The organism is Paenibacillus sp. FSL P4-0338, assembly GCF_038002365.1.
Lineage (GTDB): Bacteria > Bacillota > Bacilli > Paenibacillales > Paenibacillaceae > Paenibacillus_AQ.
Genome location: NZ_JBBOCG010000001.1, coordinates 4,928,189 through 4,952,450 on the forward strand (window position 1 = coordinate 4,928,189; position 24,262 = coordinate 4,952,450).

Sequence of the window (24,262 nt, forward strand, 5' to 3'; positions counted from 1 at the left end):
TGATTACTGGCCAGTCTATATATTTAGCCCATTTAACTACCTGTGGAGAACTCCGTTGGGGTAGCTAAGTGGGCTATTTTAGCATTGCAGAAAAAACAAAAGTGTTCGGTGCGGAAATTATTGAGCCGAACCTCCCTAGCCTTATTCGTTCTTTATAAAATACAAAAATCATTAATATACGTAGAAATAACGAGTTAAACGCAGTAAACGCCAAATAAACGTCATTAATTTATAGTAAACAGCGGAATTCGTTTACTTAAAGGATCTTTTCCCGTTTTTCTTTATGCCCATTTAAGATTATACTGTAATTATTATTCGTTATAACGAACGACAACGCATTCTTACCATTCAGGCTTGTTCATCACACATTCAGGCTCATCCAGGCCGGTTAATGCTTGTTCTGATTTATACTATCGTTTTAATATGTAGTAGTTCTTCAAGAAACCACTTTATTCGACAAACTATGATTTAGAAACGCGAACCGGGGCGGATTGTGGCTGGTGGCTGGTGGCTGGTGGCTGCCGAAGGTCAGCACAGAAAGGGGCGGGGAGAGTGAAGAAGAGACATACATCCATAATTGGCGCGTATATTTTGGCCGTTCTGGCAGGTGTGATCTGGCATGCCGGAGGGGTCAGCGCTGAGGATACGATCAAGCTCACCGTCAATTCGCATACGACCAGTACGGCAACTATGAACAACATGCAGCCGGGAGATACGATGGCTTCGGATTATAAGATTATCAATGACGGAAATGACCCGTTTGATTATGCAGTTGCCTTCCAATTCCGCTCCGGGGACGTAGATCTATACAATATCCTGCAAATGACTCTGCAAAAAGAGGGAGTAATCCTCTATTCCGGGGTGATGAGCGAGGCCCCGGGGGTAGTGACCATCGGCTCGCTTGCCGGAGGGGAAGAGGAAGCTATCGAAATGAAGGTGTTGTTCCCGCCGGAGGCAGGCAACGAGTTCCAGGAGAAGATGGTAAGTGTCGCCTTTGAATTCACAGCTACAGCGGAGCCTGCGCCGACAGCCGGGCCAACCCCCTCACCGCAACCGACGGCTGAGCCAGCAGCTTCAGCTACACCTTCACCCGGGTCAACACCGGGCACCACGGTCAGTCCCGGCAGTACGCCAGCAGCAACAAGTGCCCCTACGGATTCAACAGACGGTACAGTCTCTCCTGGCAGTATACCATCGCCAACACCAGCAGCGACGGCAACACCGCCTGCGGGTGGAGTAACTGTAAGTGAAGATCCTGTTCCGTTAGGCGGAGGAGAGGAAGACGGCGGCAACCGTCCTTCCGCGACCCCGGATTCCGGAGCCGCTGCACTTGGCAGTACACCAGCCCCTTCACCAGGGAAAGAGATCAACCTTACAGATGACGCGCTTCCGCTGGGCGGGCCGGAGGAAGACGGCAGACTGCCGGACACAGCCAGCCCTTGGTACAATCTGATTGCGGCCAGCCTGGTTGTCGCCATGATCAGTATGCTTGTGCTCCGCAGGCTGGGACAGAAGAAGTAACTTTGCCTATATGTAAGGAGGAGAAAGAGCATGAAGATGCGCAGCGGGTTCACTTTGGCCGTCAAGCTGATCTTCATGCTCTCTGTGTGTGTTATGGTGTATTCCGCCTTCCAGATCCTTAAAGCGCCCGCCGAAGCCCGCGAAGCCCTGAGAATCTGGGACAAAAAGAGGGAGGAAGCCCAGACGCCCGTAAGTTCCGAAGAAGAAATACCGCTGCCCGAAGGTATAGTTAGCAGCGCGGAAGCACCAAAGGGTGACAAGCCTGCTTATATAACGGGCGAAGTCATTGGAGAGATCTATTTTCCGAAGCTTAAGAAGCGGGTTGCCATTCTGGAGGGAACCGGACGGGCGGAGCTTAAACAGGGGGCAGGACATGATGAAGCAAGCGCCGCCCCGGGTGCCTACGGGAACAGCGTGCTGGCCGGACACCGTGACACCGTCTTCCGCAGCCTCGGCGAACTGGAGACCGGAGACACGCTTGAGCTTGCGACAGCGGATGGAACTTTCACCTATGAAGTGACCGGCAGCCGGATTGTTGATGGAGATACAAGGGGAGCGATTAAGCCCAGCAAAGATTCCATACTCACCTTGATTACCTGTTACCCGTTCTCTTATGTAGGCTCAGCGCCAGACCGCTACCTGCTCTCGGCCAAGCTTGTCTCCAGCCAATCTCCGGTGCAGCAGCCATAACCTGCGTTCCCGCTCCTCCCCCGCTTTCCCGCTGCCTTCCTCACTCCAGCTTGCCCCTCGCCTCCCGCCAGCCTCCATCCCCCTTCACTCCACACCATCCGCCTAAAGTATGAGACCCGGGCCGGATCGTGATAATATAGACATACGAAGCTGAAGAGGAGATGACCTGCATTGAAGGAAGAGTTAATTAGACGTTTTGTATCGTATGCTGAAATGGATACCCAATCCAGCGAGGACAGTGAGACCTGCCCGTCCACTCCAGGCCAAATGGTACTGGCGCATAAGCTGGCAGAGGAGCTGCAGGAGCTGGGACTGACGGAGATTACGGTGGACGAGCATGCATATGTCATGGCCTCGCTGCCCGCTAACACAGATAAAGAGGTTCCGGTGATCGGCTTCCTGGCCCATCTGGATACCGCCACGGATTTCACCGGTACGAATGTGAAGCCGCAGATTGTAGAGAATTATGACGGGCAGGATCTGGTGCTGAATGAAGCCCAGAATATTATCATGTCCACGAAGAGCTTCCCGGAGCTGAGCGGTTACAAGGGGCATACGCTGATTACAACCGACGGCACCACCCTGCTGGGGGCGGACAACAAGGCGGGCATCGCTGAGATCATGACGGCTATGGCCCATCTGCTGGCGCATCCGGAGATTAAGCATGGCAAGATCCGGGTCGCTTTTACCCCCGATGAAGAAATCGGACGCGGCCCGCATAAGTTCGACGTTGCCGCCTTCGGCGCTTCCTATGCCTACACCGTGGACGGAGGCCCGCTCGGGGAGCTGGAATATGAGAGCTTCAATGCCGCCGCCGCTAAGATCAGCTTCCACGGAGTCAATGTCCATCCCGGTACAGCCAAGGGCAAGATGATCCATTCGTCCAAAATCGCCATGGCCTTCCATCTCCGTCTGCCCGCCGGTGAAGCTCCTGAATTCACAGACGGCTACGAGGGGTTCTACCACCTGATCTCCATGCAAGGCAGTGCCGAGCACAGCAAGCTTCATTACATTATCCGCGACTTTGACCGCGGGCAGTTCGAGAACCGCAAATCGAATATCGCCGCGATTGTGGAGGAATTCAAATCTACGTACGGGGCGGACAACATCGTGCTGGAGATGAATGACCAATATTATAATATGCGCGAGAAAATCGAGCCCGTCCGGCATATCGTCGATATCGCCCGGGAAGCGATGGAGGGCCTCGGCATCACGCCGGTTATCCGTCCAATCCGCGGAGGGACTGACGGCTCACAGCTCTCTTATATGGGGCTGCCTACACCGAATATTTTCACCGGAGGCGAGAATTTCCACGGCAAATTTGAATACGCCTCTGTAGACGTCATGCTGCAGGCTGTACAGGTTATCGTTGAGATTGCCCGTCTGGCTGAGCAGAAAGCGTAAGTAGGGTTAACTTATGCAGCAAAAAATCCCCGTTCAAGCGCATACCGCTTATTCGGGGATTTTTGCGCTGCGTGGGGCTTCGTCCCGGGATTTCTTGCTGGCCTGTCCGTCTTCATCCAGGGCTCTGTCTTCGCCTCTTGCGAGGATCTCCCGGTATTCCTCTCCCCAATGCTTGATGCTGAGGATCGCAGTCTCCAGTCCCTGCGCCCATTCGGTCAAGGAGTACTCTACCTTCTGCGGCACCTGAGGGTACACCTTCCGGTGGACCAGACCGTCACGTTCCAGATCCCGCAGCTGCATCACCAGCATCCGCTGTGTAATGCCGGGGCATAGTCTGCGCAGCTCGTTGAACCGCTTCGGCCCGCTGATCAGATGATAGAGCAGAACACCCTTCCACTTCCCGCCAATGACTTCAAGGGTCCGCTGCAATGAGCTGTTCTCCGCCCCGCAATCCACGCCTTCTGCCTCATCAGAGCCTCCGTCTCTTCCTTGTACGTTCATCTCTGCCGCCCCCCATTTCCGGTCGTCCCTGATTTAGTACAATTGTATCATAGATGCTGATACGGCAAAAACCCCGTGCCGCCCTGGAACAACGGGCGCACGGGGTTCTTAACATGCTAAGGTCACAGACCGTTATCCGTCTGTTAGACTTATTTCTTCACCGGCAGCCAGCCCGGTGTATGGATCAGTGCTCTCCAGAGCGGGTCCGGAATCACAAGCTCTGCTTGTGCATTCGGATCAAGCTCAGTCTTAATCTCATCGGCCCGGCCTCCGGCCAGCTTCTGCACCCAGTCCGGTTCAATCAGCAGCGGGCGGCCCAGGGCCACCAGGCTGATGCCGCTGTCCAGACTCTTCAGGGCGTCGGCGGCAGAGTAGAGCGAGCCTACCCCAATTACCGGAGCCTTGTCTCCCGCCCGGTCTACGATCTGTTCAATGCGCGGACGGCTATCCTCTGTTCCCCGGCGCGGCAGCGACCACAGCTCCATAAGGGACGCATGCAGGTAATCCAGCCCCTCCGCTGTCAGCGCATCGATTAGGGCAAACGTGTCAGCCATCGTAATCCCCGGTGTCTCCGGCTCTTCAGGCGAGAAGCGGTAGCCTACAAGGAAGCCACCCTGTGCATGCTGCTTCACCGCAGCCTTGACACTGCGCAGAACGGCCAGCGGGAAGGTGAGACGCTTCTGCAGATCTCCGCCCCAGCGGTCTTCGCGTCTGTTGGAGTGCGGCGAGAAGAATTGCTGCAGCAGATACCCGTTCGCACCGTGAATCTCAACGCCATCGAAGCCGGCCTCAATCGCCCGGCGTGTCGCTTCTCCGAAATCGGCGATAATTCCGGTAATCTCTTCGTCTGTCAGCGGGCGCGGAACTGTCCCATGTCCGCCGCCAGGCAGCTCAGCCGGCACATCGCTTGCACTGACAGGCTGCCCGTCAACCAGCTGCTCCGGCGGGCATTGGCGTCCGCCATGGAAGATCTGGAGCACCGCCTTCGCCCCTTCGCCCTTGATAGCTTCTGCCAGCTCACGCAGGCTTGGAATCAGACCGTCATGGTCAGCTCCGAATTCACCCGGGAAGCCCTTCCCGCCGCGCGAGACATAGACACAGGCGGTAATAACCATCCCCGCTCCGCCCGAACGGCGGATATAATAGTCCAGCTCTGGCCGGGAGACAGTTCCATCCTCATTCGAGGAGAAGTTAGTCATCGGCGCCATGACCACACGGTTCTTCAGTTCAATCCCGCTCTTGAATTTGAACGTCTCCAGCAGCGGGCTATATTCTGTCTTTAGCATAACTACCATTCCCTCCAATAAATCAAATATACACATAAAATAGTGTACAACTTAATTTCACACAATACAAATGGTAAATCTGCATTTACAGAACCTATCTATCAGAGGGAGTTACATCTTTCCAGATTACCTTCTCCCCGTAATTCTTGCCCCAGTCATACATCATACGCAGCACCGGCATCAGCGTATGTCCATACTCTGTCAGGGAGTATTCGACGCGCGGAGGAACCTCCGCATATACCTGCCTGAATACCAGCTGATCTTCCTCCAGCTCACGGAGCTGGTTGGTCAGCATTTTCTGGGTAATATGGGGAATCAGCTTCTTCAATTCACTGAAGCGTTTGGTCCCTTCCAGTCCCAGGTGCCACAGTATAATCAGCTTCCACTTCCCGCCGATCACAGCGAGCGTGAGCTCCTTCTCGCAGTTGATCTCCTTCAGGTTGATGCGGTCTTTAATTTCAGTCGCCAATATTCAGCCCCCTTCCGGCTATCATCATAATACAGATCCATCAGCCACCCAAGTGGAAACGGCTTCGCCGTCCTTTTAAAGGACGGTACCGTTTCAGCGAGAAATATAAGGATAGTTTGTCGTGTGCAACATATAAATTCTTATATTTGCATTTAGGCAGCAAAGGATGCCCTCCCGTCAAGGAAAGCATCCGTGTGATAGCTTAATTGTATTCCAAGCTCTATTCTATTCCAAATCGTATGCTATTCCAAATTGGCATGCTTGCCGAACATCCGGCCGGAGGTCTGCCCCGTCTGCTCCATGATCCGCAGAATGACTGCATCATAGAAGACAAGCAGCGTCTGTTCAAACAAGGAGGCCATCGGCTGCAGCGTCGTATAGCCGCCGTCCGGCCGTTCTTTGGGAGCGCCGGGCAGCTTGACTGTATGATCTGCGAGACGTCCGAGCGCCGAGTCCGGCTGAATGGTTACGAGGACTACAGCTGCTCCGATTGCCTTGGCTTTCTCAGCCATGGAGACCAGTCCCTTCGTCTCGCCTGAGCCGGAACCCAGTACAAGCACATCGCCGGGGCCAATGCCCGGCGTTACCGTCTCTCCGACCACATAAGCTGTCCGCCCGGCCTGCATCAGCCGCATGGCGAAGGCCCGGCCCATCAGGCCGGAACGCCCGGCACCAGCCACGAAGATCTGACCTGCACGCAGCAGCAGCTCCGTCAGCACCTCGCCCTCTCCGGCATCCAGCCCGGAGACGGAGCCTTCCAGCTCCTTCACAATTTCATGTGCGTAATACTGCGTGTCCATGGCTGCTTAAGCCTGGCTTACAAGGCGCTTCATTTCCGCCGCAGTTGCCTTCATGTCAGCTTCGCCGGTAATGCCGCCGCCCACGATTACCAGATCGGGCTGCGCAGCAATCACTTCAGGCAGCGTACTCAGCTTGATGCCGCCGGCAATTGCCGTTTTGGCCCGGGTTACCACGCTCTTAATATCTTTCAGATCCGCGAAGGAATTCTTACCTTCGGCCTGATGGTCATAGCCGGAATGCACGCAGACATAATCCACACCCAACGCATCCACTTCAGCGGCTCTGGCCTTGAGATCCTTCACGTTAATCAGATCGACCAGGATCTCAGCACCCGTCTTCTTCGCTTCCTCAACCGCACCGCGGATCGTTGAATCATCGGATACACCCAGCACAGTCACGATACCCGCGCCCGCTTCCACTGCCTTCATAACTTCGTAACCGCCGGCATCCATAATTTTGAGATCGGCCAGCACTGTAAGCGCCGGGAAAGCTTCCTTGATCGCTTTCACCGCATGCAGCCCCTCATTGATAACGACAGGTGTTCCAATCTCAACGATATCTATAGATTCGGCAACCTCTGCAACAACCGCCTTGGCTCCAGCAATATCCACCAGATCGAGTGCTAACTGTAATTTCATATGTGTAAGTTCTCCTTATCCGTAATGTATTTTAGGAAGTGCTGTTTCTCAGTTTAGGGATATACTGCCGATAAGGGAAGTAGGCACTTTTTTGTGAGGTAGTCACCTGGAGGATACTATTGGGCGAAGCCGGCGGATTTTTAGGCAACATGTCGGAAATCCTACTGCATTTTCACAACAGCTGTGCTACCATACATTTGATTCGAAGATTCACAGCCGCAAGGAATCCTAATAAGAAGGTGTATGATGGAAACAAGCAAGCCCAAGACATTCAACCTAATGAAGCTGACCTGGCCGATCTTCCTGGAGCTGTTCCTGTTCATGCTTATGGGAAGTATGGATACCTTCATGATCAGCTCTGTGTCAGATGATGCGGTCTCCGGTGTCGGAGCGGCCAATCAGATTATTGCCATAGCTATTCTGGCGCTTAGTGTCATCGGGAACGGCGCGGCGATCGTCGTGTCGCAATACCTCGGCTCCAAGCAGCCCAAGGAAGCCGCCAGAGTGATCGGCAACGCAGTTACCCTGAATCTTGCGGTAGGGATCGTACTTAGTACAGTCATGCTGCTATTCGGAGGTCATCTGCTGCAAGCACTGAACGTGAAGGGCGACATTCTCGCCTACGCCCGCTCGTATATCAACATTGTCGGAGGCGCGATCTTCCTGCAGGCCCTTATCAACGCGCTGGCTGCAACTATCCGCACCCACGGCTTCACCAAGCAGACGATGGCGGTATCGCTGCTTATGAACGTCATCCATGTTGGCGGTAACTATCTGCTGATCTTCGGTCATTTCGGACTGCCTGCGCTCGGTGTAGAGGGCGCTGCCGTATCAACCGTAATCAGCCGCTCCATCGCTCTCCTGATCTTCTTCCTGCTGCTTTACCGCATTATGGAGGTACGTGTGAAATGGAGCTATTACGTTCACCTCTCCAAGAAATATGTGCTGCAGATTCTCAAAATCGGTATTCCATCCGCCTTCGAATCCGTAATGTACCAGTGCTGCCAGCTCGTCTTCACCCTGTATATCACCTATTTGGGGGCCGAGGCCATGGCTACCCGCCAGTATGCGGTCAATATCTCGAACTACATTTTCCTGTTCAGCGTAGCGGTGGCAATGGGGACCTCAATTATTGTGGGCCATCTTGTAGGTGCAAAACGGACGCAGGAGGCTTACTCACGGGTGTTCACCAGTGTGAAGTGGGCACTTCTGGTCACAGTCATCATGGACCTGATCGTCATTCTGCTCCGCAAGCCGCTGCTGGGCCTGTTCACGGATAATGAGCTGATTATCACCATGGGAGCCCAGGTGATCCTGCTCAGCTTCTTCCTGGAGACCGGGCGGACCTGCAATCTGGTCATTATCAACTCGCTGCGCGCGTCGGGCGATGCCAAGTTCCCGGTCTACATGGGCATGATCTCTATGGTGTGCATGAGTCTGCCGCTGGGCTACTTCCTGGTATTTACGCTTGATCTGGGTCTGGCCGGGGTATGGCTGGCCACAGCGTTCGACGAATGGGTACGGGCCGTCATTATGTACTTCCGCTGGAAAAGCAGAGCCTGGGAGAAGCATGGCCTGATCCAGCATGAACCGCCGGAAGCGGCTCCGGCAGCCCCGGCGCACTAATTCTGCGGCAGCTCCTCAGACAAGCGAAAACGGCCTTGCCGTCCTTCAATAGGACGGCATTCGTTTCAGCGAGAAATAGAAGGATAATTTATCACGTGAAACATAAAAATTCTTATATTTCAAATAAGGGATGCTAATCAGCCACCGGAAATACGGCTGATTAGCATCCCTTTGTCGTAAGCTCGTCCCATACTCAGTTCCCTTTGGCTACTGCAATTTTATGTCTGGCTGCGAACTGCTCCGGCGTGACCGCTTTGCCGAACAGCGCCTGGATCATATCCAGATGGACCTGGGCAGCATTCGGCTTCATCTGCACATCCGCGAACAAGGTAATACTGCTGGCATTGTTCAGTTCATTCAACAGATCCACGTATAGCTGCGGCAGCTTCTCATTCGTGGTATCGACCTTAGTCGCCGGAATCACTCCCGCACTCGTCACTGAAGCCTCGCCCCATTTGAAGACGAAGTATTCGACAAAAGCCTTAGCCTCCTCCTTCACCCTGGACGATTCCGCTACGAACAGTCCGACACCCGGACCGCCTACCCAGTCGCCCGAATTGCCCTTCCCGCCTTCCACCGTAGGGAATTTGAAGAAGCCGACCTTATCCTTGAAGGCCTGCGGAGTCTCCGGGTTGGTCGTGAAGTTGGGCAGCTCCCAGGTACCGGTCAGGTACATGGCCGCCTTTTCTTCCATAAATTCCGATTTGCCCTCATCATATGACAAGCCGTTGAAGCCGTTGTTGAAGGCGTTCATATCGACGAGGTTCTGTACTTCCGCCGCAGCCTGCACCAGTCCGGGATCATCGAAATAACCCGTCCCCTTCGTCGCCCGCTTCAGCGTCTCACTTCCGGCCATGCGGTCTGCCAGATACATATACCACAGCGAGCCTGTCCACCGGTCCTTATTGCCCAGCGCCACCGGAGGCACACCATGACCGGAGAGCACTCTCACAACTGCCTTGAACTCCTCATACGTTGAAGGCACCTGAAGATTATATTGGGCGAAGATTTCTTTATTATAAAAGATCGGTGAGATGTTCATCTCCAGAGGCAGCGCATAGGTCTTGTTATCAACAGCATAAGACTCTGTAGTGCTCTTCACGAATTTATCCTTAAGCTGCCCGCCGTTCAGGATGTCATCCAGCGGAGCGAATAATCCGCCTTTTACATAAGGCTCCATGAAGCCGGCCGCCCAGGTTATACCCACATCGGGAAGGTCATTGGAGGCGGAGAGCACCTTGAGCTTGCTTTTATACTGCTCATTCTCCAGCACATCCTGCCTGATGAGGATACCCGGATGCTCCTTCTCGTACTCTGCGATAATCTGGCTGACCAGCTTATACTGCTGCGCAGAGAGTCCGGCGGGCCAGATGTGCATCATATGAATAGTTTTTTTGGGGGAAGAGACGCCGTTAGCTGCGAGCGTACTATTATTGTCTCCCGCAGAGCCGCAACCCGTCAGAACAAGCAGCCAGGTACAGGCCAGAAGCAGCCCCTTGGTCATGTGATTCCTTCGCATTGCCTTGCCTCCCCATCTCACATTGCAAAAGGCCGAAATTGCCCATGTAATCGCTATCATTAAAATTCTAGCATCGTACCCTGAGGCAGATAAGGGCACACTTATTGGCTAAAATACCACATTTATTGGATCTCCTGAGTTCCTCCCTTCATCTGTTGACGGTATCGGCTAGGGCTTATGGCCTCCAAGGACTTGAAGACCTTAATGAAGTATTTATCCGTCCGGTACCCTACACGCTCTCCGATCTCCCCGACCGGCAGCGCAGTCTGGAGTAGTAGCTCCTTCGCCCGCTGAATCCGCAGACGGGACAGATATTCAGTGAAGGAAACCCCGGCCTGCTCCTTGAACAGCACACTGAAATAGCTGGCATTCAGGTGAATCAGCCCCGCTACCTCAGCCATCGTCAGCTGTTCGTGCAGATGCTGCTCCACATAGGCAATTGCCTCCTTCACCGGCTGCCCCATCCCGGACTGCTCCGGGTCAATCTCCAGCAGCTTGTGATCCACCAGCTTCTCCAGCTTCACATGGCGCTGCTGCTCCTCCTCCCGCTTCAGCGCATCCTCAACCACTGTCAGCAGCTCAGACTTGTCCAGCGGCTTCAGCAGATAATTGACCGCCCCCAGCCGCATCGCCTGCTGCACATAATCGAACTCCGCATAGCCGGAGATGACAATGATCACCGGCTTCCGGGGAGATTCCTGCAGCGAATGAATCAGATCCAGCCCGCTCACCTCCGGCATGCGCACATCTGTAATCAGCAGATGAACCCGCTCATGCCGCAGCCGCTCGCGCGCTTCCACCCCATTGTCACAGGTCTCCACGATATACCGGCCTGCCGCCCATACCTCCAGCGTCTGCTTAATCCCCTGACGCGTTCTTGGTTCATCATCTACGATTAGAATCGTCTTATTGCCCAGACTCATAGGTATCTCCTCCATTGCTTGGAATCTCAAACCTTATTACGGTCCCCTCAGACCGCCGGCTCTCCACGATCAGGCCTTCCGTCTGCATGTCCGCTTCCGCGTAGTACAGCTTCAGCCGCCGCTGCACATTCACCAGCCCCACTCCGCTGCCCTTGGCAGAGACCGGCGGCCCGCCATCCAGCGCATCGCGGAGCGCCAGCAGCGTAGCCTCATCCATACCCGGCCCGTTGTCCGACACCTCAACTGAGGTCCACCCCTTGCGGGAGGAGGGGCTGATGATCACTTCAATCGCGCCCTTGCCGACGCGGCTCTCCACTCCATGGAGAATCGCGTTCTCAACAATCGGCTGAATCAGCAGCTTGGGCACTGGTACAGCAGCCTCATGCGGGTCAAGCCTGATATCCCAGGACAGGCGTTCCCCCATCCGCATCTCCATAATCCGCAAATACCGCCTGATCTGCTCGACCTCTTCGCTCAGCGTTACCCATTCATCCTTGTTATGGGGGCTGCCGATAATGTAGCGGAACAGCCTGGACATCATCACCACTAATCCGGCCAGTTCCTCCTCCCCCTTCTCCTCCAGTGACCAGTTGAAGGCTTCCAGCGTATTGAACAGGAAATGGGGATTGATCTGCGCCTGCAAGGCTTTAAGCTCAGTCCGGCTCTGCAGGACCTCCTTCTCATAGACCACCCTGATCAAATCATTAATATTAGCCACCATACCGTTATAGGTATTATTCAGCTCCCGCAGCTCCATGGTAGATACCTTCTGCGAATTGGGGGTCAGCACCCCCATGCGGGATTTGCGCATCGCCCGGATCAGGTGAATGATCGGCCGGGTAATCATTGTCGACAACAGGAAGGATATTATCAGGAACAGCAGGGTTCCGATTCCGCCTGACACCAGCAGTACCGTCCGCAGCACAGACAGCCCCTTAGTGACATAGCTGACAGGCGTCAGCACCAGCAGTGTCCAGGAGGTCTTGTCCGAGCGCAGCTTGACCTGCACATACTCCTTGCCCCGGAAGCTGACCGTCTGATCGACGCTCTCCAGCAGCGGCAGCAGATCCTCCTGCGGTGTACCGCTGCTCCCGAGAAGCTGGCCTTCATCATTCACGAGCAGCACTGACTCCCCGCTATCGCTGCCGGAGAAGGGATCGTCGAGCTGGAAGTAGCTGCGCTGGATGCGGGCCATCAGGTAGCCCCCCCGTGAGAACCAGCGGTCCATCAGGCTGACCTGGCGGATCGCCAGCAGGCTCTGTTCATCATGCGGATCAACGCCGATCCAGACCAGCCGCCCCTTCTGGGCATTAGCCTCACTGATATGCTGCTCGTTAATTCTGCTCTCCAGGCTGCCTTCCTTAATCGGGAACAGCAGCCTGTAATCAGCGGTATATAGCTCCAGCGAGCCCACGCTCGGCATGTACGCCTGATAGCTGGAGACAATCTGCAGCAGCGACTGGCGCTGATTGAAGGACACCTCATTGCCGTCCAGCTCCTCCAGCAGCAGCTGCTGAACGGTAGGATGATTGGCCACCTGCTCCATCAGACCATCAATCTGACCGGTCAGCGCGTCCAGCCTTCCGTTGGCCTGAACTGCCGTCTGCTGGATATGCCGTTCGGCATTATTTTTGAGCAGAATAGAGACACGGTCATACACAAATATCCCAGAAACCAGAATAATAATGAGCATCACCAGCAAAAAACCGATGAATATCTGATTGCGCAGTGTGTTGAGCTCTCTGAACCTCTGAAGCATCAGAATTCCCTCTTTCGTTGGCAGCGTTTCCAACTCTATTCTCCAAACCCCGGGAGTTTTGTCAAGATAAATCATTGCCCGCAGGGGAAAGACGGCCCAACAACAAATAGCCCTTAGCACAGTTCTCCCGGTTCAAGGAGCTGCCCTAAGGGCTTACAGAGAAGACTACCTAGATGAACATTAGCGGAGTAATCCATTCGAAATGCAGGGCCGCCCACAGCAGAGCCAGCAATACCGCGCCGATGCAGTAACTCTTGACTTTGCGGCGGGTCGGCTCCAGATAAATATCCAGCGGAATCAAGATCAGAATCATACCAATTGCGATAATGTTAAACATAGGCTTATGATAAAAAATCCCCACTGTATTCAGGGCAACCGCAAGGAGCGTCAGAAGCAGAAAATATTGTCTCATAGCTCCATCATCCCTGTATTATCCATTATTGTCAAACAAAAAAAATAGCCCATTGCGGGCAAGGAACGGACTGCTGTACTAGGGTTGCTATTCTCTAATTCTATATGAACCGATCAGAGGGCGGCAGCCTAACGAATAGTAACGCTCTTCTTAATGGCCTTCGCGTCCAAATTCTTATTAACGAGCGTAGGCAGCATCTTCATGCTCCGGGTCATGGGTGAATTACATTGCCAGCAGGTCGGCACATGTTGGAACGCAAAGTTGTCGCGTATCCATCCGGTGCATTCTTCCTTGGTGCAGGACCAGATGGCTGTCTCTTCCTGTGGAAGATCTACCATCGCTTTTTTACGAAAATACATAAGTACCCCTCCTAATAGCTTGGTTAGTGCGTCCTACGGACTGTTGTGTCAGAACGGATGCTTATTCTTTCTCTTACCTAGTCATAAAAAAAACTGCCCTCAACTGATGTTAAGGGCAGTTTATTTGTGATATTACAGTTTTACAACGTTTTCAGCCTGTGGTCCACGAGCGCCTTGAGTTACGTTGAACTCAACGCGTTGGCCTTCGTCCAAAGATTTGAAGCCGTCGCCAGTGATTGCGGAGAAGTGTACGAATACGTCGCTTCCGCCTTCAACCTCGATAAAACCGAAACCTTTGTCTGCGTTGAACCATTTTACTGTACCTGTTTGCATGATATTACCTCCAAAGTTTATTTAACACATGTCCTTTTATTCCTACGTATTGTACGAACAAATAAAAATTCACACATTGGAAAAGGCTTCAAACACAAATTGATAACCTTTTACAATATGTGAATTAAGGGTTAAATTTATGATTAACTTCATTGTAGCACACTGTTTTCCCAAATGCAAAGGATTATTGCCAATTACCCAAAATAAATTTTAAATTTTAGAGAAACCTTGCCGGGCGCACGGGTTCTTGGAATCCGCCATGCACCTCCGGCTACAGGATTCAGTCGATATATCCGGCCAGTCCCTTGTCCATCAAGTAATCCATTTCTGCATCCAGAATAGTCTCCACCGTTAGCTCGTCCAGCTTCACATCGCGCTGCGCAGTCACATAGTCGACCAGATCATCATTATCGATATCAATCTCGCCTTTGGCATTGGCCTTGGCCTTATTGATGAACGCCTGCTCATGCTTCAGCACCAGCCGGATGACATCTTGGGCCACCTTCGTCTGTGCTGATAATACCTCCACCAGTTCCTGCTCGTTCACTTCATTACTCATCTTCGTTCGTCAGCTCCTTGGGTTCTGTGAACCCTGATTGTACCACAAGTCCCCTTCGTGCGCGCAGCCTCATCTCCACCAGGGAAGAACCGGATATCCGGCGGCCCCTGCGGTTACAGTCTCCCCGATTCTCGGCGTGGCCAACCGTACCCCTCTCAGCGCCGCAGCAGCCGAGATCCGTTCTGCCGGATCGGTCCAGTCATGCATCGACAGGGTGAATGCGCCCCAATGGATGGGGATCAGCAGACCTCCCTGCACATCGATGTGCGCCTCGACAGTCTGTTCCGGCAGCATATGGATATCTGCCCAGCGCGGATCGTATTGGCCGCATTCCATCAGCGTGAGATCGAAGGGACCATACGTACGTCCGATCTCGGCAAAATGCGGGCCATACCCGCTGTCTCCGCTGAAGAAGACCTTGGTCTTCTCCCCTTGAATAATCCAGGAGCACCACAGTGTAGTGTTGCGGTCCAGCAAACTCCGGCCCGAGAAATGTCGTGCCGGGGCGCAGGTGAAGGTAATCCCTGCGTAGCTGAGCGTATCGCCCCAGTCCTGCTCACGGATCTTCTCTGCGGCCACCCCCCAGCGGCGCAGATGGGCGCCGACGCCCAGTGGTACAATGAACAGTCCCACTTTATCCTTCAACTGGCGGATGGTCCCATAGTCCAGATGATCATAATGATCATGGGAGAGCACCACCGCATCCAGCTGCGGCAGAAGGGCAGCCTCCAGCGGAAGCTGCTTGCTGTAGCGGCGGCCGCCAATGAACGGAAACGGTGACGGTGCATGGCCCAGCATAGGGTCGAGGAACAGGTTCAGGCCATCCATCTCCAGCAGCACCGCTGAATGCCCGAACCAGGTAACCCGGGTGTCGCGGCCCTGTCCAATAGAGGACGGCGACAGCGGCTGCGGCTGAAGAGGCTCAGCGGGTCTGGAGTGAGGGTTGCCCTTAATGAAGTCTCTCAGAATGGAGAGTCCGCTGCCTCCGGCCTTCTCACCGCTCAGGTCTGCAGTCTGCGGATAAGCAAATTTGCCCTTGCTGTAATGGGCGGAACGGAGGTTACGGGCCTTCTCCTGCGTCCCGGCCCTCCGCCCGAACGCCGGATAGACGGTCATGAGAAGATACGCAGCGGCAACAACTGCAAGCAGAATGGAACCAATAATAATCAGGGTCATGCGGTAATCCTTCTTTCTGCGGGTTCGTGCCGCATCTCCTATTTCGCCTGGCCCAGCTTGCGGGCAACGATGAGAATAAGCAGCAGCGAGACCGCAATAATAATGGCATTGAAGCCCCAGCGGCCCTGAAGCCACCAGCTTGTGCCGGGCAGATCTGCTGCCGTTACCGGTACCAGGGTCTCTGCACCCAGCGCAACCTGCACAAGCTTCTCCCCGCCGATCCGGTCTTTGAAATTAATAATATCATACTGCGGAGCGGTTGCCAGCGCATTGCCATAGAGCAAGGAATACGGCATCTTCTCCCCGCCCGCGAATACAAGCCGGTCTACCAGATATTCGATCTTAATATCTGTGATGGAGATGGGGGCATCATCCAGATTGTAGATAACCACACGCAGGCTATTAGATGAGGCTGGGGCCTCCGGCTGAATCTCCGTCCGGGAGATCCGGGCATCCTTGAAGTCCAGCCGGTACAGCTCTCCGCTTCCGGTGACCGGTATCTTAATCCCGGCACTGTCATACAGCTCATAGCGCCGCAGGAAATTCCCGGTGCTGCCGAGCATCACCTTCCCAATCTTCAGCCGGTCCGTGTTGCTTATCATGATCTCGGTACGGTTCTCCACCTGCTTAATCTCTGTCTGCGGCGTCTTCTGCCGCATGAATGCAGCCGTACTCCACTCACGGCTGCTGTCTACCAGGGTCAGGCCGGGGAACTCCAGCCCTTCCGGGTTGTTCTTCACTACAAGCCGGTAATAGCCGAACTTGTAGCTGCGCTCCAGCGTAATGCTGTCCGCACTTAACCCGCTTGTGGCATACAGATCCCCTGTGCCGAGCTGCTCCCAGGCCTGCCCGTCATAGCCTCCCCATACCTCCACATGCTTCAGGAAGGATTCTGCGGGCAACTCGAACACCAGGCGGTTCCCCTGAATATCGACATCCTCGGCAAGCGGCTTAATCTGATAATCCAGCAGGGTATCCGTTCCTTTCACTGCCCTGTGAATCAATTCTGAGGCATAGACCGCGCTATGCTCCTCCACCGTCTCCGCTCCGCTCTCCATATAATAGGGAACTGAAGCGCCGGTGCTGTCCTGTATACGCAGATCACGCAAGTCCTCTGCCGCCGAGCGGTACACCGCTTCATCCAGATACAATTCATAGTACGGAGCCGACTCCGGGACGGAGATTTCGCGAGAGAGCTTCCATTGCCCGCCGTCCGTCTTCTCCGCTCCGCCGGATGCCGCTGCCGCACTGTGCGCCGGGAAGGTGCCGGAACCCAGCACGAGTCCGCCCAATACAGCGAGCAGCACAGCCGCCCTAGCTCTCCGGCCTGTCTTGCTCAGCAAGCGCATAAGCTTCCTCCATTCTGACTGTTATCCGCTGATAGAGGTAGGATATCCCCAGCAGGCAGAGTCCGAAGCTGAAATAAGCGATGATCTTGCTGCCGGTATTCAGCAGAGTCAAGTCATAGAGCAACAGCTTGCCGGTTGCCAGCAGGGACAGCGCCAGTCCGAAGCGGCGGATATACAGATATCTTTTCCAGAAGCCGTACATAATGAACAGCACGGCCAGCAGCAGATAGAGCAGACTGAAGGCCAGCCCGCCGTCACGTACCTGCATCTGCACTCCCAGGAACGCCGTAACCATCACCAGCAGATAGATACCCATAGCTACCGGATACAGCTCTATATTCTTATAATCGCGCAGCAGCGTTGTCCGCAGCAGCCTTGCACTGCTGAACCATACGAACACATTGAACAGAATAAGCAGACCCAGCGCCGCTACATCGGCAGCAGTGCTGCCGGACCACCCTTCCGGAAGACTGGGCAGACCCAGCGTAATGCCGATACAGACCGCATAGGCAATCCCGTGCAGCACCAGAACCATGATGCCGACCACCTTGTCATACAGAACGTTCACCTTCGGCAGCGCATAAGCCAGTCCAGAGGTAAGCAGACCTGCCAGCAGCAGCTTGTAAAAGGCATTGTGCGCCATATCCTCCGGCACCATCCAGTCGTACAGGCGTAACGCTTCATACACCACATACCCGTAGAAATTGACGATAGCCGCATATTTGAACCAGACGGTAGCCTGCACCTCCGCAGGCGTACTGCGAAGCAGCGTCTCCTGATTCGAATAACGGATGGCATATAATAAGGCTACAATCACCATTCCCGCCGTAATGAATGTATACTTCAGATCGAAATAGGAGTTCGTGTAGTAGATGACCGCATTATAATCCGAGAGCTGCAGCAGAACGTCGAATCCGAAGAAGGTCAGCAGACAGAGGGAAAGGATGCCCCAGCCTGAGCGTTCTGCCATTTTGAAGCGGTACAGATGTCCGTAGACCGTGAGCGCCACACCTTCCACCAGCCAGCCGATCGACCACCACGCCGCTCCCAGCTGGAACGGAATCATCAGGATGGCGAAGGTCAGTGAGGTAACATAGAAGAGCAGACGGCTCTCGCGTTCCTGCGGCATCTGCTTCTCCAGCAGCACGCCAAGCCCCAGATACATGAGGCAGAAGGCCAGCGCCAGCGCGCCTTTGAATTCATCCAGCCCGGCATTCAGGAACAGAAGATACAGCGTTATGCAGCTAACGAGCGTGTTACAGCCCAGCAGGCCGAAGTCCAGCCAGTTAAGCTTCGTCTTGAACCTGAACGGATACCACAGTGTAATCCCCAGATACATGGCGAAGGTCAACACAACGCAGAGAATGCCCACAGTGTAGCTGTCTGCCAGATAAATCAGCACCAGGATAGACGGTGCATTGAACAGGAAGCTGATGTAATTGACGACCACCCAGCGCTTGCGCAGAGAGATCAGCAGAATCAGCAGGTTCAGCACGAACAGATAACCCATCGCCGCATACACTGCGCTGCCCTCCAGCCCGAAGGCTCCCATATAAGAGAAGAGCGGCAGATAGCCCCCCACAAGCCCCATGGAACAGATTGTCCGTGACTCATAGCGCAGCGACAGCAGCACAGCGGACAGCGTGACCAGCACCGACAGGCCGATCCCGGCCCATAACCCGATAATCTCCAGCAGAAAATAACTGTAAAATATCGAGCCGTACAGCACCGATACCCCGCCGCCAATCAGCCCCAGAGCGAAGGCTCCCCGCCCCTTGCGGAACAGCCACTCCCCGCCCGCCAGCAGGACTGCGCCCAGCAGGAAGAAAGCGCTGCCCTTCATATAATCATTGAACCAGGTGGAGTAGGTGTATCTGAACCCGGCGCCCACTGCCAGGATCAGCAGGAGAATCCCCAGGCGGTTGATCCAGTTCAGGCCGATCTTCATTTCGATCCGGTTCTGCTTGCGGCGGCGCAGCAGGGTCTCCTCGTCAACCCCTTCGGCGGTCAAATCATCCAGACCGCTGTCTATCGTCCCTCTGAGCGAACGTTCTGCCTCCCGTTGCCATTGTCTGCGCAGCAGAATACTCTCATTCAGCTTCGCCTGCACCTCATCCAGAATATAAGTGATCTGGGTCTTTTCCTGGCCCAGCTCGCGGGTCCCGATACTGTACATCTGCTCTATTCGCCGCTTCGCGTCCTGCTCGAAGGACGTCAGCCGGTCGAGGTACGCATGATCCCGTGAGGCAAAATAAGTCTGCAGCTTCTGCCGCGATACCCGGAGAATACCCAGCTTCTCATCCAGAATCTGCTCCGCCAACGCAGTCCGCAGCTCTGAGTTGTCGCGCTCAAGCCTCGCAGCCTGAGCCTTCAGCTCCGCCAGGCTCTGCCTGTTTGCCCCATTTTCCCGTCTTAACACTTCGTTCTCGCGGACGAGATCACTGCTCTCGTATTCTTCAATTAAAGACTGGTATTCCTTCAAAAGCCCGTCCTGCTGCTGCTGCACAGCCCTCATCCGATCTCTGAAATCCTCCATAGCCGCCCCCCAGTATCTGCTAATCGGCAAATTGTTAATATATTGATATTACTATATTTCTAATTACCACCACAGACCTAACAAAAACCACATTACTTAGTTAAGATCCTGTCACATTTTTGTCTTGGCAGACCTTATAGGTTTATTATTGTTGTATATTCGGGAGATGGGGAGAATCGGACATTGAAACTCAACCTGCACAAACCGCAAAAACGTTATATCCTCATCCTGTTGCTGCTGGTGGTCCTCCTGCCTGTGCCGTTTAGACATAAGGCGACGACCAAGCTGAACATTACCGGGCTGGATGGAGTCAAAATCACGACAGATGCCTACGCGCTGACAGCGGATCACAAGCTGATGGTGGATAAAGACCTCGCTGAACGGATTCTGCATGCGCGTATCGGCTGGGAGAAGGAGGCTCCGCTCCCCAAGGGTGTGTACTACAAGGATCATGTGGCGGTACTCATGTATCACCATCTGACGGAAACCCCGTTAATGCTCTATCCCGGCGTATTACCCGCCGCACAGTTCGATGAGCAGATGCAGCTGCTGAAGCAGGAGGGCTTCCATGTCATTACGATGAAGCAGTACAGGGAATTCATGCTTGACCGCGCGCCGGTTCCCGATAATGCGGTTCTATTGACGTTCGATGACGGCTATGAGAGCTTTTATAAGCTGGCGTTTCCCATTCTGCAAAAGTACGGCTACACTGCAGTGAACTTCATCATTGTCTCCGATGTGGACAACACTAATAAGCATCAGGTGCCCAAGCTGACCTGGGAGCAGATGCGGGAGATGAAGCGCGCCGGAATGGGCTTTTATAATCATACGTATAATCTGCATTATTATGCAGTGGTCGATGCAGAGGGCGGTACCCGCCCGGCGGCGAGCTCCCTGCTGTACATTCATGACGAGAACCGGAATGAACTGAATGAAGAATACTACAGAAGAGTAACCGGGGACCTCGCTCATGCAGAGCGCAGGCTGAAAGAAGAATTGGGCAATACGGATTCGGCTATCGCTTTCCCTTACGGTTCCTATAACGAAAAGCTGCTGGAAATCTGCGATTCACTCGGCATCCATCTGAAATTCAATATCGGGCTGGGCCTCGGCTCCAGAACTACGCTGAATGCTCCACGGATCAATGAAGGGAACCGGACACTCACGCCAGAGCTGTCCATCCAGCAGCTGAAGCAATTCGAGCCGCCGATGATTCTGACCGTGAACGGGAGGAGGGTTCTCCTTACCGGAACTCCGCCGGAGCTGCGGAACGGGAAAGTCATGATTTCGCTAGATGCACTATGCTCCGAGCTAGGCGTAGCGATCCATTACGACCGCAGCAGCACGGTCCTGAAGCTGACGCATCTCAGCCAGAACAAGCCCGGGTGAGGCCGCGCCTATCGCTTCACACCTGATTCGGGGAGGAAAGGATCAACGTGTGAACCCGCGGCCCCCTACCCCTTAGCCGCCTGACGCACCAGCGGTTCGCGGCCTAAGGTTACCCGGTTCTTCCCGGTAGCCTTGGACAGATAGAGGGCCTCGTCCGCCTCGCGGTACAGATCCTCGAAGGTCACATCCGCTTGATCCGTAAAAGCAATGCCGATGCTCACCGTAAGCTGGATGTGATGTCCCCCGTCCAGCTCAACGATGTGCTCGCCCATAGCGGTGCGGAAGCTCTCTGCCTCCTTCAAGGCCGCAGCTTCGCTGCCGGCGGAGAAGCAGACGGCGAACTCTTCGCCGCCTACGCGCCCGGCAATCCCTTTGTTATGATATACCTGCATAATCTTGCCAGATAAATCCACCAGCGCCTGATCACCGGCCATGTGTCCGTATGTATCATTAATTAATTTGAAATCATCGATGTCGAACAGCAGCAAGGCCATACCCGCGCCGATCTGCGCAGAGTAATTCTGTACCAGCCTCATGAAATGCCTGCGGTTGTACAGCCCGGTCAGATCGTCCACCGTGGCCTGATGCAGCAGCTCCCGCTCATACCTCTTCTTCTCGCTAAGATCACTGAAGACCAGCAGCATCCCCGCCCCCTTCCCCCGGACCTGCTCCGTAGCAATGAGCGCCACTCCATAACAGGACCCGCTCCGGCCGGGAGGCTCGATTTCAAACTGCCCCTCCCGCCGCTCGGCATAGCAGACCGACAACTGTCCGTGCTGCCTGAGCAGCGGCTGAATGCTAGTGCCCATCCAGGTCGCCGGCTTCTCCTCCAGCAGCTCGGAGAGCATAGCATCTGCCGCCTCATTCACATCCATGATGTAATCGTAGCGGTCCGTCAAGACGATGCCGTCCTTCATATTCTCGAAGATTTTATTCTTAGCCAGCGGATATAAGGACAATCTGGGATCGCGGAACAAGGTGAGGTAAGCGGCCACGATTGGCGGCAAGTAGGTGAAGGCTGTGAAACCTGTAATCGTAATCTGCAGCAGCGGAAGCAGGAACACCGACAGGACTGGCACCAGCAGACTGAATAACAGCAACGCATTATGGCGGAAATAATACTTAGGCCCATTCAGGAGAGAGATGGCCAGCAAATACACAGCATACAGTCCGAATAACTGATCGTACGCGATGAGGATCATACTGAGCACCGTGGGCTTCACTACGATTCCGGTAACACCAGCCACCGTAGCCAGTCCGACCTCGCTACGCATCAGATGATGGTAGGAGTCAGTGAAGATCAGCAGCACATCAAGCACCGCCGGGATACAAAAGTAAATAAGCCTCTTGGACAAACCCTCAGAGGAACGGGATACATACTCTTTAATAACCGCATAGGTGAAGATCGCACTCAAAAAAAGCGGGCCCTGCTGCACATTCTTCCACCATAGCTTCGCCGCGAAGGAACCGGGTAGAATCTCTCCGGCCGTAGCTGCGAAGATCATGCTGACCAGCAGCATCAATATCCATAAATAGCATCTTCCTGGTGTATGGCGGTGCCTGTAAGAACCGATGCCCATGTAGAGACTTAGAACGCTGCCCATTACCAAGTAAAACGGATAACCCTGCATCCACGGCATGTCATATTTCTCCTATTTTTGAGATTGATTTGCCTTATTATATCCTACTCTTTCGTACAAATGAATCTTTCTTACAAAAGTAAGTACGCAAAACAAAGAGGATACTCCTTCACCATCTGCATGGATGCGGGAATATCCTCTATAGGAATACCATTATTTCTTCTGAGCGAGACGTTGTTTGAACTTGTCAACGCGGCCGCCAGTTTCGGTATCTCTTTGTTTACCTGTGTAGAACGGGTGGGATGCAGAGCTGGAGTCTACACGGATCACTGGGTAAGTGTTGCCGTCTTCCCATTCCATTGTTTCACCGGATGATTTGGTGGATGAGCTCAGGAATTTGTAGCCTACGCTAGCATCGAAGAAAATAACCTGGTTGAACTTAGGGTGTATGCCTTGTTTCATTGTAGTAACCTCCTTTCCGAACTAATACAACTTATGAAGAAGTATTGAAGCCATCTCTTGGTCTATTTGAACAATCCGGTTAGACGAAGGGAGATGCGTAAATCTTCCGATTTTTACACGCCATACTATCATACGTGAAATGAGCCGCTGAGTCAAGAGCCTGTCCTAGAGCGATTTCACCATTCCGCCGTCGATCAGCAGGGACTGTCCGGTAATATACGTATTCGCAAAAGAACCGAGGAATACGGCCGCCTTGCCGAACTCCTCCGGCGTGCCGGTTCTTCCCAGCGGAATCGCCTTCAGGGCTTCCTCCTGAATCTGTGCAAGCGTGATGCCCTGCGCGTCCGCCCGCTTGCCGTCAAGCTGGAGTATCCGGTCTGTGCCGATCCGTCCGGGGGCCAGGCTGTTGATCAGGATGCCCTCCGGGGCAAGCTCTGTAGCCAGGCTCTTGTTCAGCGCGCTCACGCCTGCGCGGAACACGTTCGAGAGAATCAGCCCGGCGATGGGCTGCTTGATCGAGACCGAGCTGATGCTGACGATCCGCCCTCCCCCTGCGCTGCGCATATGCGGCAGTGCCTCGCGGATCAGGCGGACCGCGCTCATCAGCGTAAGCTCGAAGCCGCCGCTCCAGTCAGCGTCGGCCATATCCCCGAAGCTGCCGCCCGGAGGCCCGCCGGCGTTCGTGACCAGCACCTCCAGGCCGCCGCCGAATTCGGCGGCCGTCCGCACCGCCCGGGTAATCTCCTCCGGGCGGGTCACATCCAGCTCCGCTACGGCGATCCTCTGCCCCGTAGCCTCACGGATCGCCTGCCGCGCCGTCTCCAGCTGCGGCAGGCTCCGGCTCGCAATCGTCACCCGCGCCCCTTCACGGGCATACTCCAGGGCGGTCGCCAGACCCAGCCCCTTGCTTGCCGCCGCAACGAGCACCGATTTCCCCTCAAGACCCAAATCCATCGTCCAGTCCTCCTGT

Annotated in this window: 23 protein-coding genes; 5 read left to right on the plus strand and 18 right to left on the minus strand. The window is 54.4% G+C overall.

Features of this window, described 5'->3' with window-relative positions:
* The first annotated feature begins 552 nt into the window (after positions 1–552).
* The 3 genes from MKZ07_RS21615 to pepT all read left to right on the plus strand — a co-directional run bounded on the left by MKZ07_RS21615 (position 553) and on the right by pepT (position 3,615).
* Positions 553–1,521 (plus strand): hypothetical protein, encoded by a 969-nt coding sequence (locus tag MKZ07_RS21615; protein WP_076162005.1) that lies wholly within the window; start codon positions 553–555, stop codon positions 1,519–1,521.
* A 30-nt stretch (positions 1,522–1,551) separates the two neighbouring features.
* Positions 1,552–2,211: a sortase gene (locus MKZ07_RS21620; protein ID WP_076162007.1), complete on the plus strand. Its 660-nt coding sequence runs from the start codon at positions 1,552–1,554 to the stop codon at positions 2,209–2,211.
* Positions 2,212–2,382: 171 nt separating this feature from the next.
* Positions 2,383–3,615 carry a peptidase T gene (gene pepT, locus MKZ07_RS21625; RefSeq protein WP_076162009.1) on the plus strand — a complete coding sequence of 411 codons (1,233 nt, stop codon included), beginning with the start codon at positions 2,383–2,385 and terminating at the stop codon, positions 3,613–3,615.
* Positions 3,616–3,663: 48 nt separating this feature from the next.
* Here the strand turns inward: pepT and MKZ07_RS21630 are convergent, their stop codons facing one another.
* The 5 genes from MKZ07_RS21630 to hxlA all read right to left on the minus strand — a co-directional run bounded on the left by MKZ07_RS21630 (position 3,664) and on the right by hxlA (position 7,310).
* Positions 3,664–4,116, minus strand: coding sequence for a winged helix-turn-helix transcriptional regulator (locus MKZ07_RS21630; protein ID WP_083678220.1), 453 nt, complete (start codon positions 4,114–4,116; stop codon positions 3,664–3,666).
* Positions 4,117–4,265: 149 nt separating this feature from the next.
* Positions 4,266–5,402 carry an NADH-dependent flavin oxidoreductase gene (locus MKZ07_RS21635; protein ID WP_036691999.1) on the minus strand — a complete coding sequence of 379 codons (1,137 nt, stop codon included), beginning with the start codon at positions 5,400–5,402 and terminating at the stop codon, positions 4,266–4,268.
* 94 nt (positions 5,403–5,496) lie between these two features.
* Complete coding sequence (locus tag MKZ07_RS21640; protein WP_036691997.1) at positions 5,497–5,871, minus strand: winged helix-turn-helix transcriptional regulator; 375 nt, start codon at positions 5,869–5,871, stop codon at positions 5,497–5,499.
* A gap of 242 nt (positions 5,872–6,113) precedes the next feature.
* A complete protein-coding gene (gene hxlB / locus MKZ07_RS21645) occupies positions 6,114–6,671 on the minus strand; it encodes a 6-phospho-3-hexuloisomerase (RefSeq protein WP_036691994.1) in 558 nt (185 codons plus the stop codon).
* Between the two features lie 6 nt (positions 6,672–6,677).
* Positions 6,678–7,310 (minus strand): 3-hexulose-6-phosphate synthase, encoded by a 633-nt coding sequence (gene hxlA / locus MKZ07_RS21650; RefSeq protein WP_341027477.1) that lies wholly within the window; start codon positions 7,308–7,310, stop codon positions 6,678–6,680.
* Positions 7,311–7,556: 246 nt separating this feature from the next.
* Here hxlA and MKZ07_RS21655 point away from each other — a divergent pair, with 246 nt between their 5' ends.
* Positions 7,557–8,936: an MATE family efflux transporter gene (locus MKZ07_RS21655; protein WP_036691988.1), complete on the plus strand. Its 1,380-nt coding sequence runs from the start codon at positions 7,557–7,559 to the stop codon at positions 8,934–8,936.
* A gap of 193 nt (positions 8,937–9,129) precedes the next feature.
* Here MKZ07_RS21655 and MKZ07_RS21660 read toward each other — a convergent pair whose 3' ends face one another.
* From MKZ07_RS21660 to MKZ07_RS21705, 10 genes are all read right to left on the minus strand, one after another.
* Complete coding sequence (locus MKZ07_RS21660) at positions 9,130–10,455, minus strand: extracellular solute-binding protein (protein WP_036691985.1); 1,326 nt, start codon at positions 10,453–10,455, stop codon at positions 9,130–9,132.
* Between the two features lie 122 nt (positions 10,456–10,577).
* Positions 10,578–11,378, minus strand: coding sequence for a response regulator transcription factor (locus tag MKZ07_RS21665; RefSeq protein ID WP_036691982.1), 801 nt, complete (start codon positions 11,376–11,378; stop codon positions 10,578–10,580).
* Entirely contained in the window at positions 11,362–13,137 is a 1,776-nt protein-coding gene (locus MKZ07_RS21670) for a cache domain-containing sensor histidine kinase (RefSeq protein WP_036692223.1), read from the minus strand. Before MKZ07_RS21670 ends, MKZ07_RS21665 begins: the two co-directional genes overlap by 17 nt.
* 169 nt (positions 13,138–13,306) lie before the next feature.
* Entirely contained in the window at positions 13,307–13,549 is a 243-nt protein-coding gene (locus MKZ07_RS21675; RefSeq protein WP_341027479.1) for a hypothetical protein, read from the minus strand.
* 128 nt (positions 13,550–13,677) lie between these two features.
* A complete protein-coding gene (locus MKZ07_RS21680) occupies positions 13,678–13,908 on the minus strand; it encodes a cold-shock protein (protein WP_036691977.1) in 231 nt (76 codons plus the stop codon).
* A 132-nt stretch (positions 13,909–14,040) separates the two neighbouring features.
* Positions 14,041–14,241, minus strand: coding sequence for a cold-shock protein (locus MKZ07_RS21685; protein ID WP_019914790.1), 201 nt, complete (start codon positions 14,239–14,241; stop codon positions 14,041–14,043).
* Between the two features lie 280 nt (positions 14,242–14,521).
* The gene (locus MKZ07_RS21690) at positions 14,522–14,800 is read right to left on the minus strand and encodes a hypothetical protein (RefSeq protein ID WP_341027480.1); all 279 of its coding nucleotides are present in this window, start codon (positions 14,798–14,800) and stop codon (positions 14,522–14,524) included.
* A 69-nt stretch (positions 14,801–14,869) separates the two neighbouring features.
* Complete coding sequence (locus MKZ07_RS21695; protein ID WP_036691972.1) at positions 14,870–15,976, minus strand: MBL fold metallo-hydrolase; 1,107 nt, start codon at positions 15,974–15,976, stop codon at positions 14,870–14,872.
* Positions 15,977–16,014: 38 nt separating this feature from the next.
* A complete protein-coding gene (locus MKZ07_RS21700) occupies positions 16,015–17,325 on the minus strand; it encodes a DUF3999 family protein (RefSeq protein ID WP_341027482.1) in 1,311 nt (436 codons plus the stop codon).
* Entirely contained in the window at positions 17,291–19,861 is a 2,571-nt protein-coding gene (locus MKZ07_RS21705; protein WP_341027484.1) for a DUF2339 domain-containing protein, read from the minus strand. Before MKZ07_RS21705 ends, MKZ07_RS21700 begins: the two co-directional genes overlap by 35 nt.
* A gap of 183 nt (positions 19,862–20,044) precedes the next feature.
* Between MKZ07_RS21705 and MKZ07_RS21710 the strand changes: the two genes are divergently transcribed.
* On the plus strand, positions 20,045–21,250 hold the full coding sequence (locus MKZ07_RS21710; protein WP_341027486.1) for a polysaccharide deacetylase family protein: 1,206 nt from the start codon (positions 20,045–20,047) through the stop codon (positions 21,248–21,250).
* A gap of 65 nt (positions 21,251–21,315) precedes the next feature.
* Here MKZ07_RS21710 and MKZ07_RS21715 read toward each other — a convergent pair whose 3' ends face one another.
* From MKZ07_RS21715 to MKZ07_RS21725, 3 genes are all read right to left on the minus strand, one after another.
* Positions 21,316–22,890 (minus strand): sensor domain-containing diguanylate cyclase, encoded by a 1,575-nt coding sequence (locus MKZ07_RS21715; RefSeq protein ID WP_076162021.1) that lies wholly within the window; start codon positions 22,888–22,890, stop codon positions 21,316–21,318.
* 153 nt (positions 22,891–23,043) lie between these two features.
* Positions 23,044–23,292: a type B 50S ribosomal protein L31 gene (locus MKZ07_RS21720; protein ID WP_036691962.1), complete on the minus strand. Its 249-nt coding sequence runs from the start codon at positions 23,290–23,292 to the stop codon at positions 23,044–23,046.
* 165 nt (positions 23,293–23,457) lie between these two features.
* Positions 23,458–24,246 carry an SDR family oxidoreductase gene (locus tag MKZ07_RS21725; protein WP_036691960.1) on the minus strand — a complete coding sequence of 263 codons (789 nt, stop codon included), beginning with the start codon at positions 24,244–24,246 and terminating at the stop codon, positions 23,458–23,460.
* Positions 24,247–24,262 lie beyond the last annotated feature (16 nt).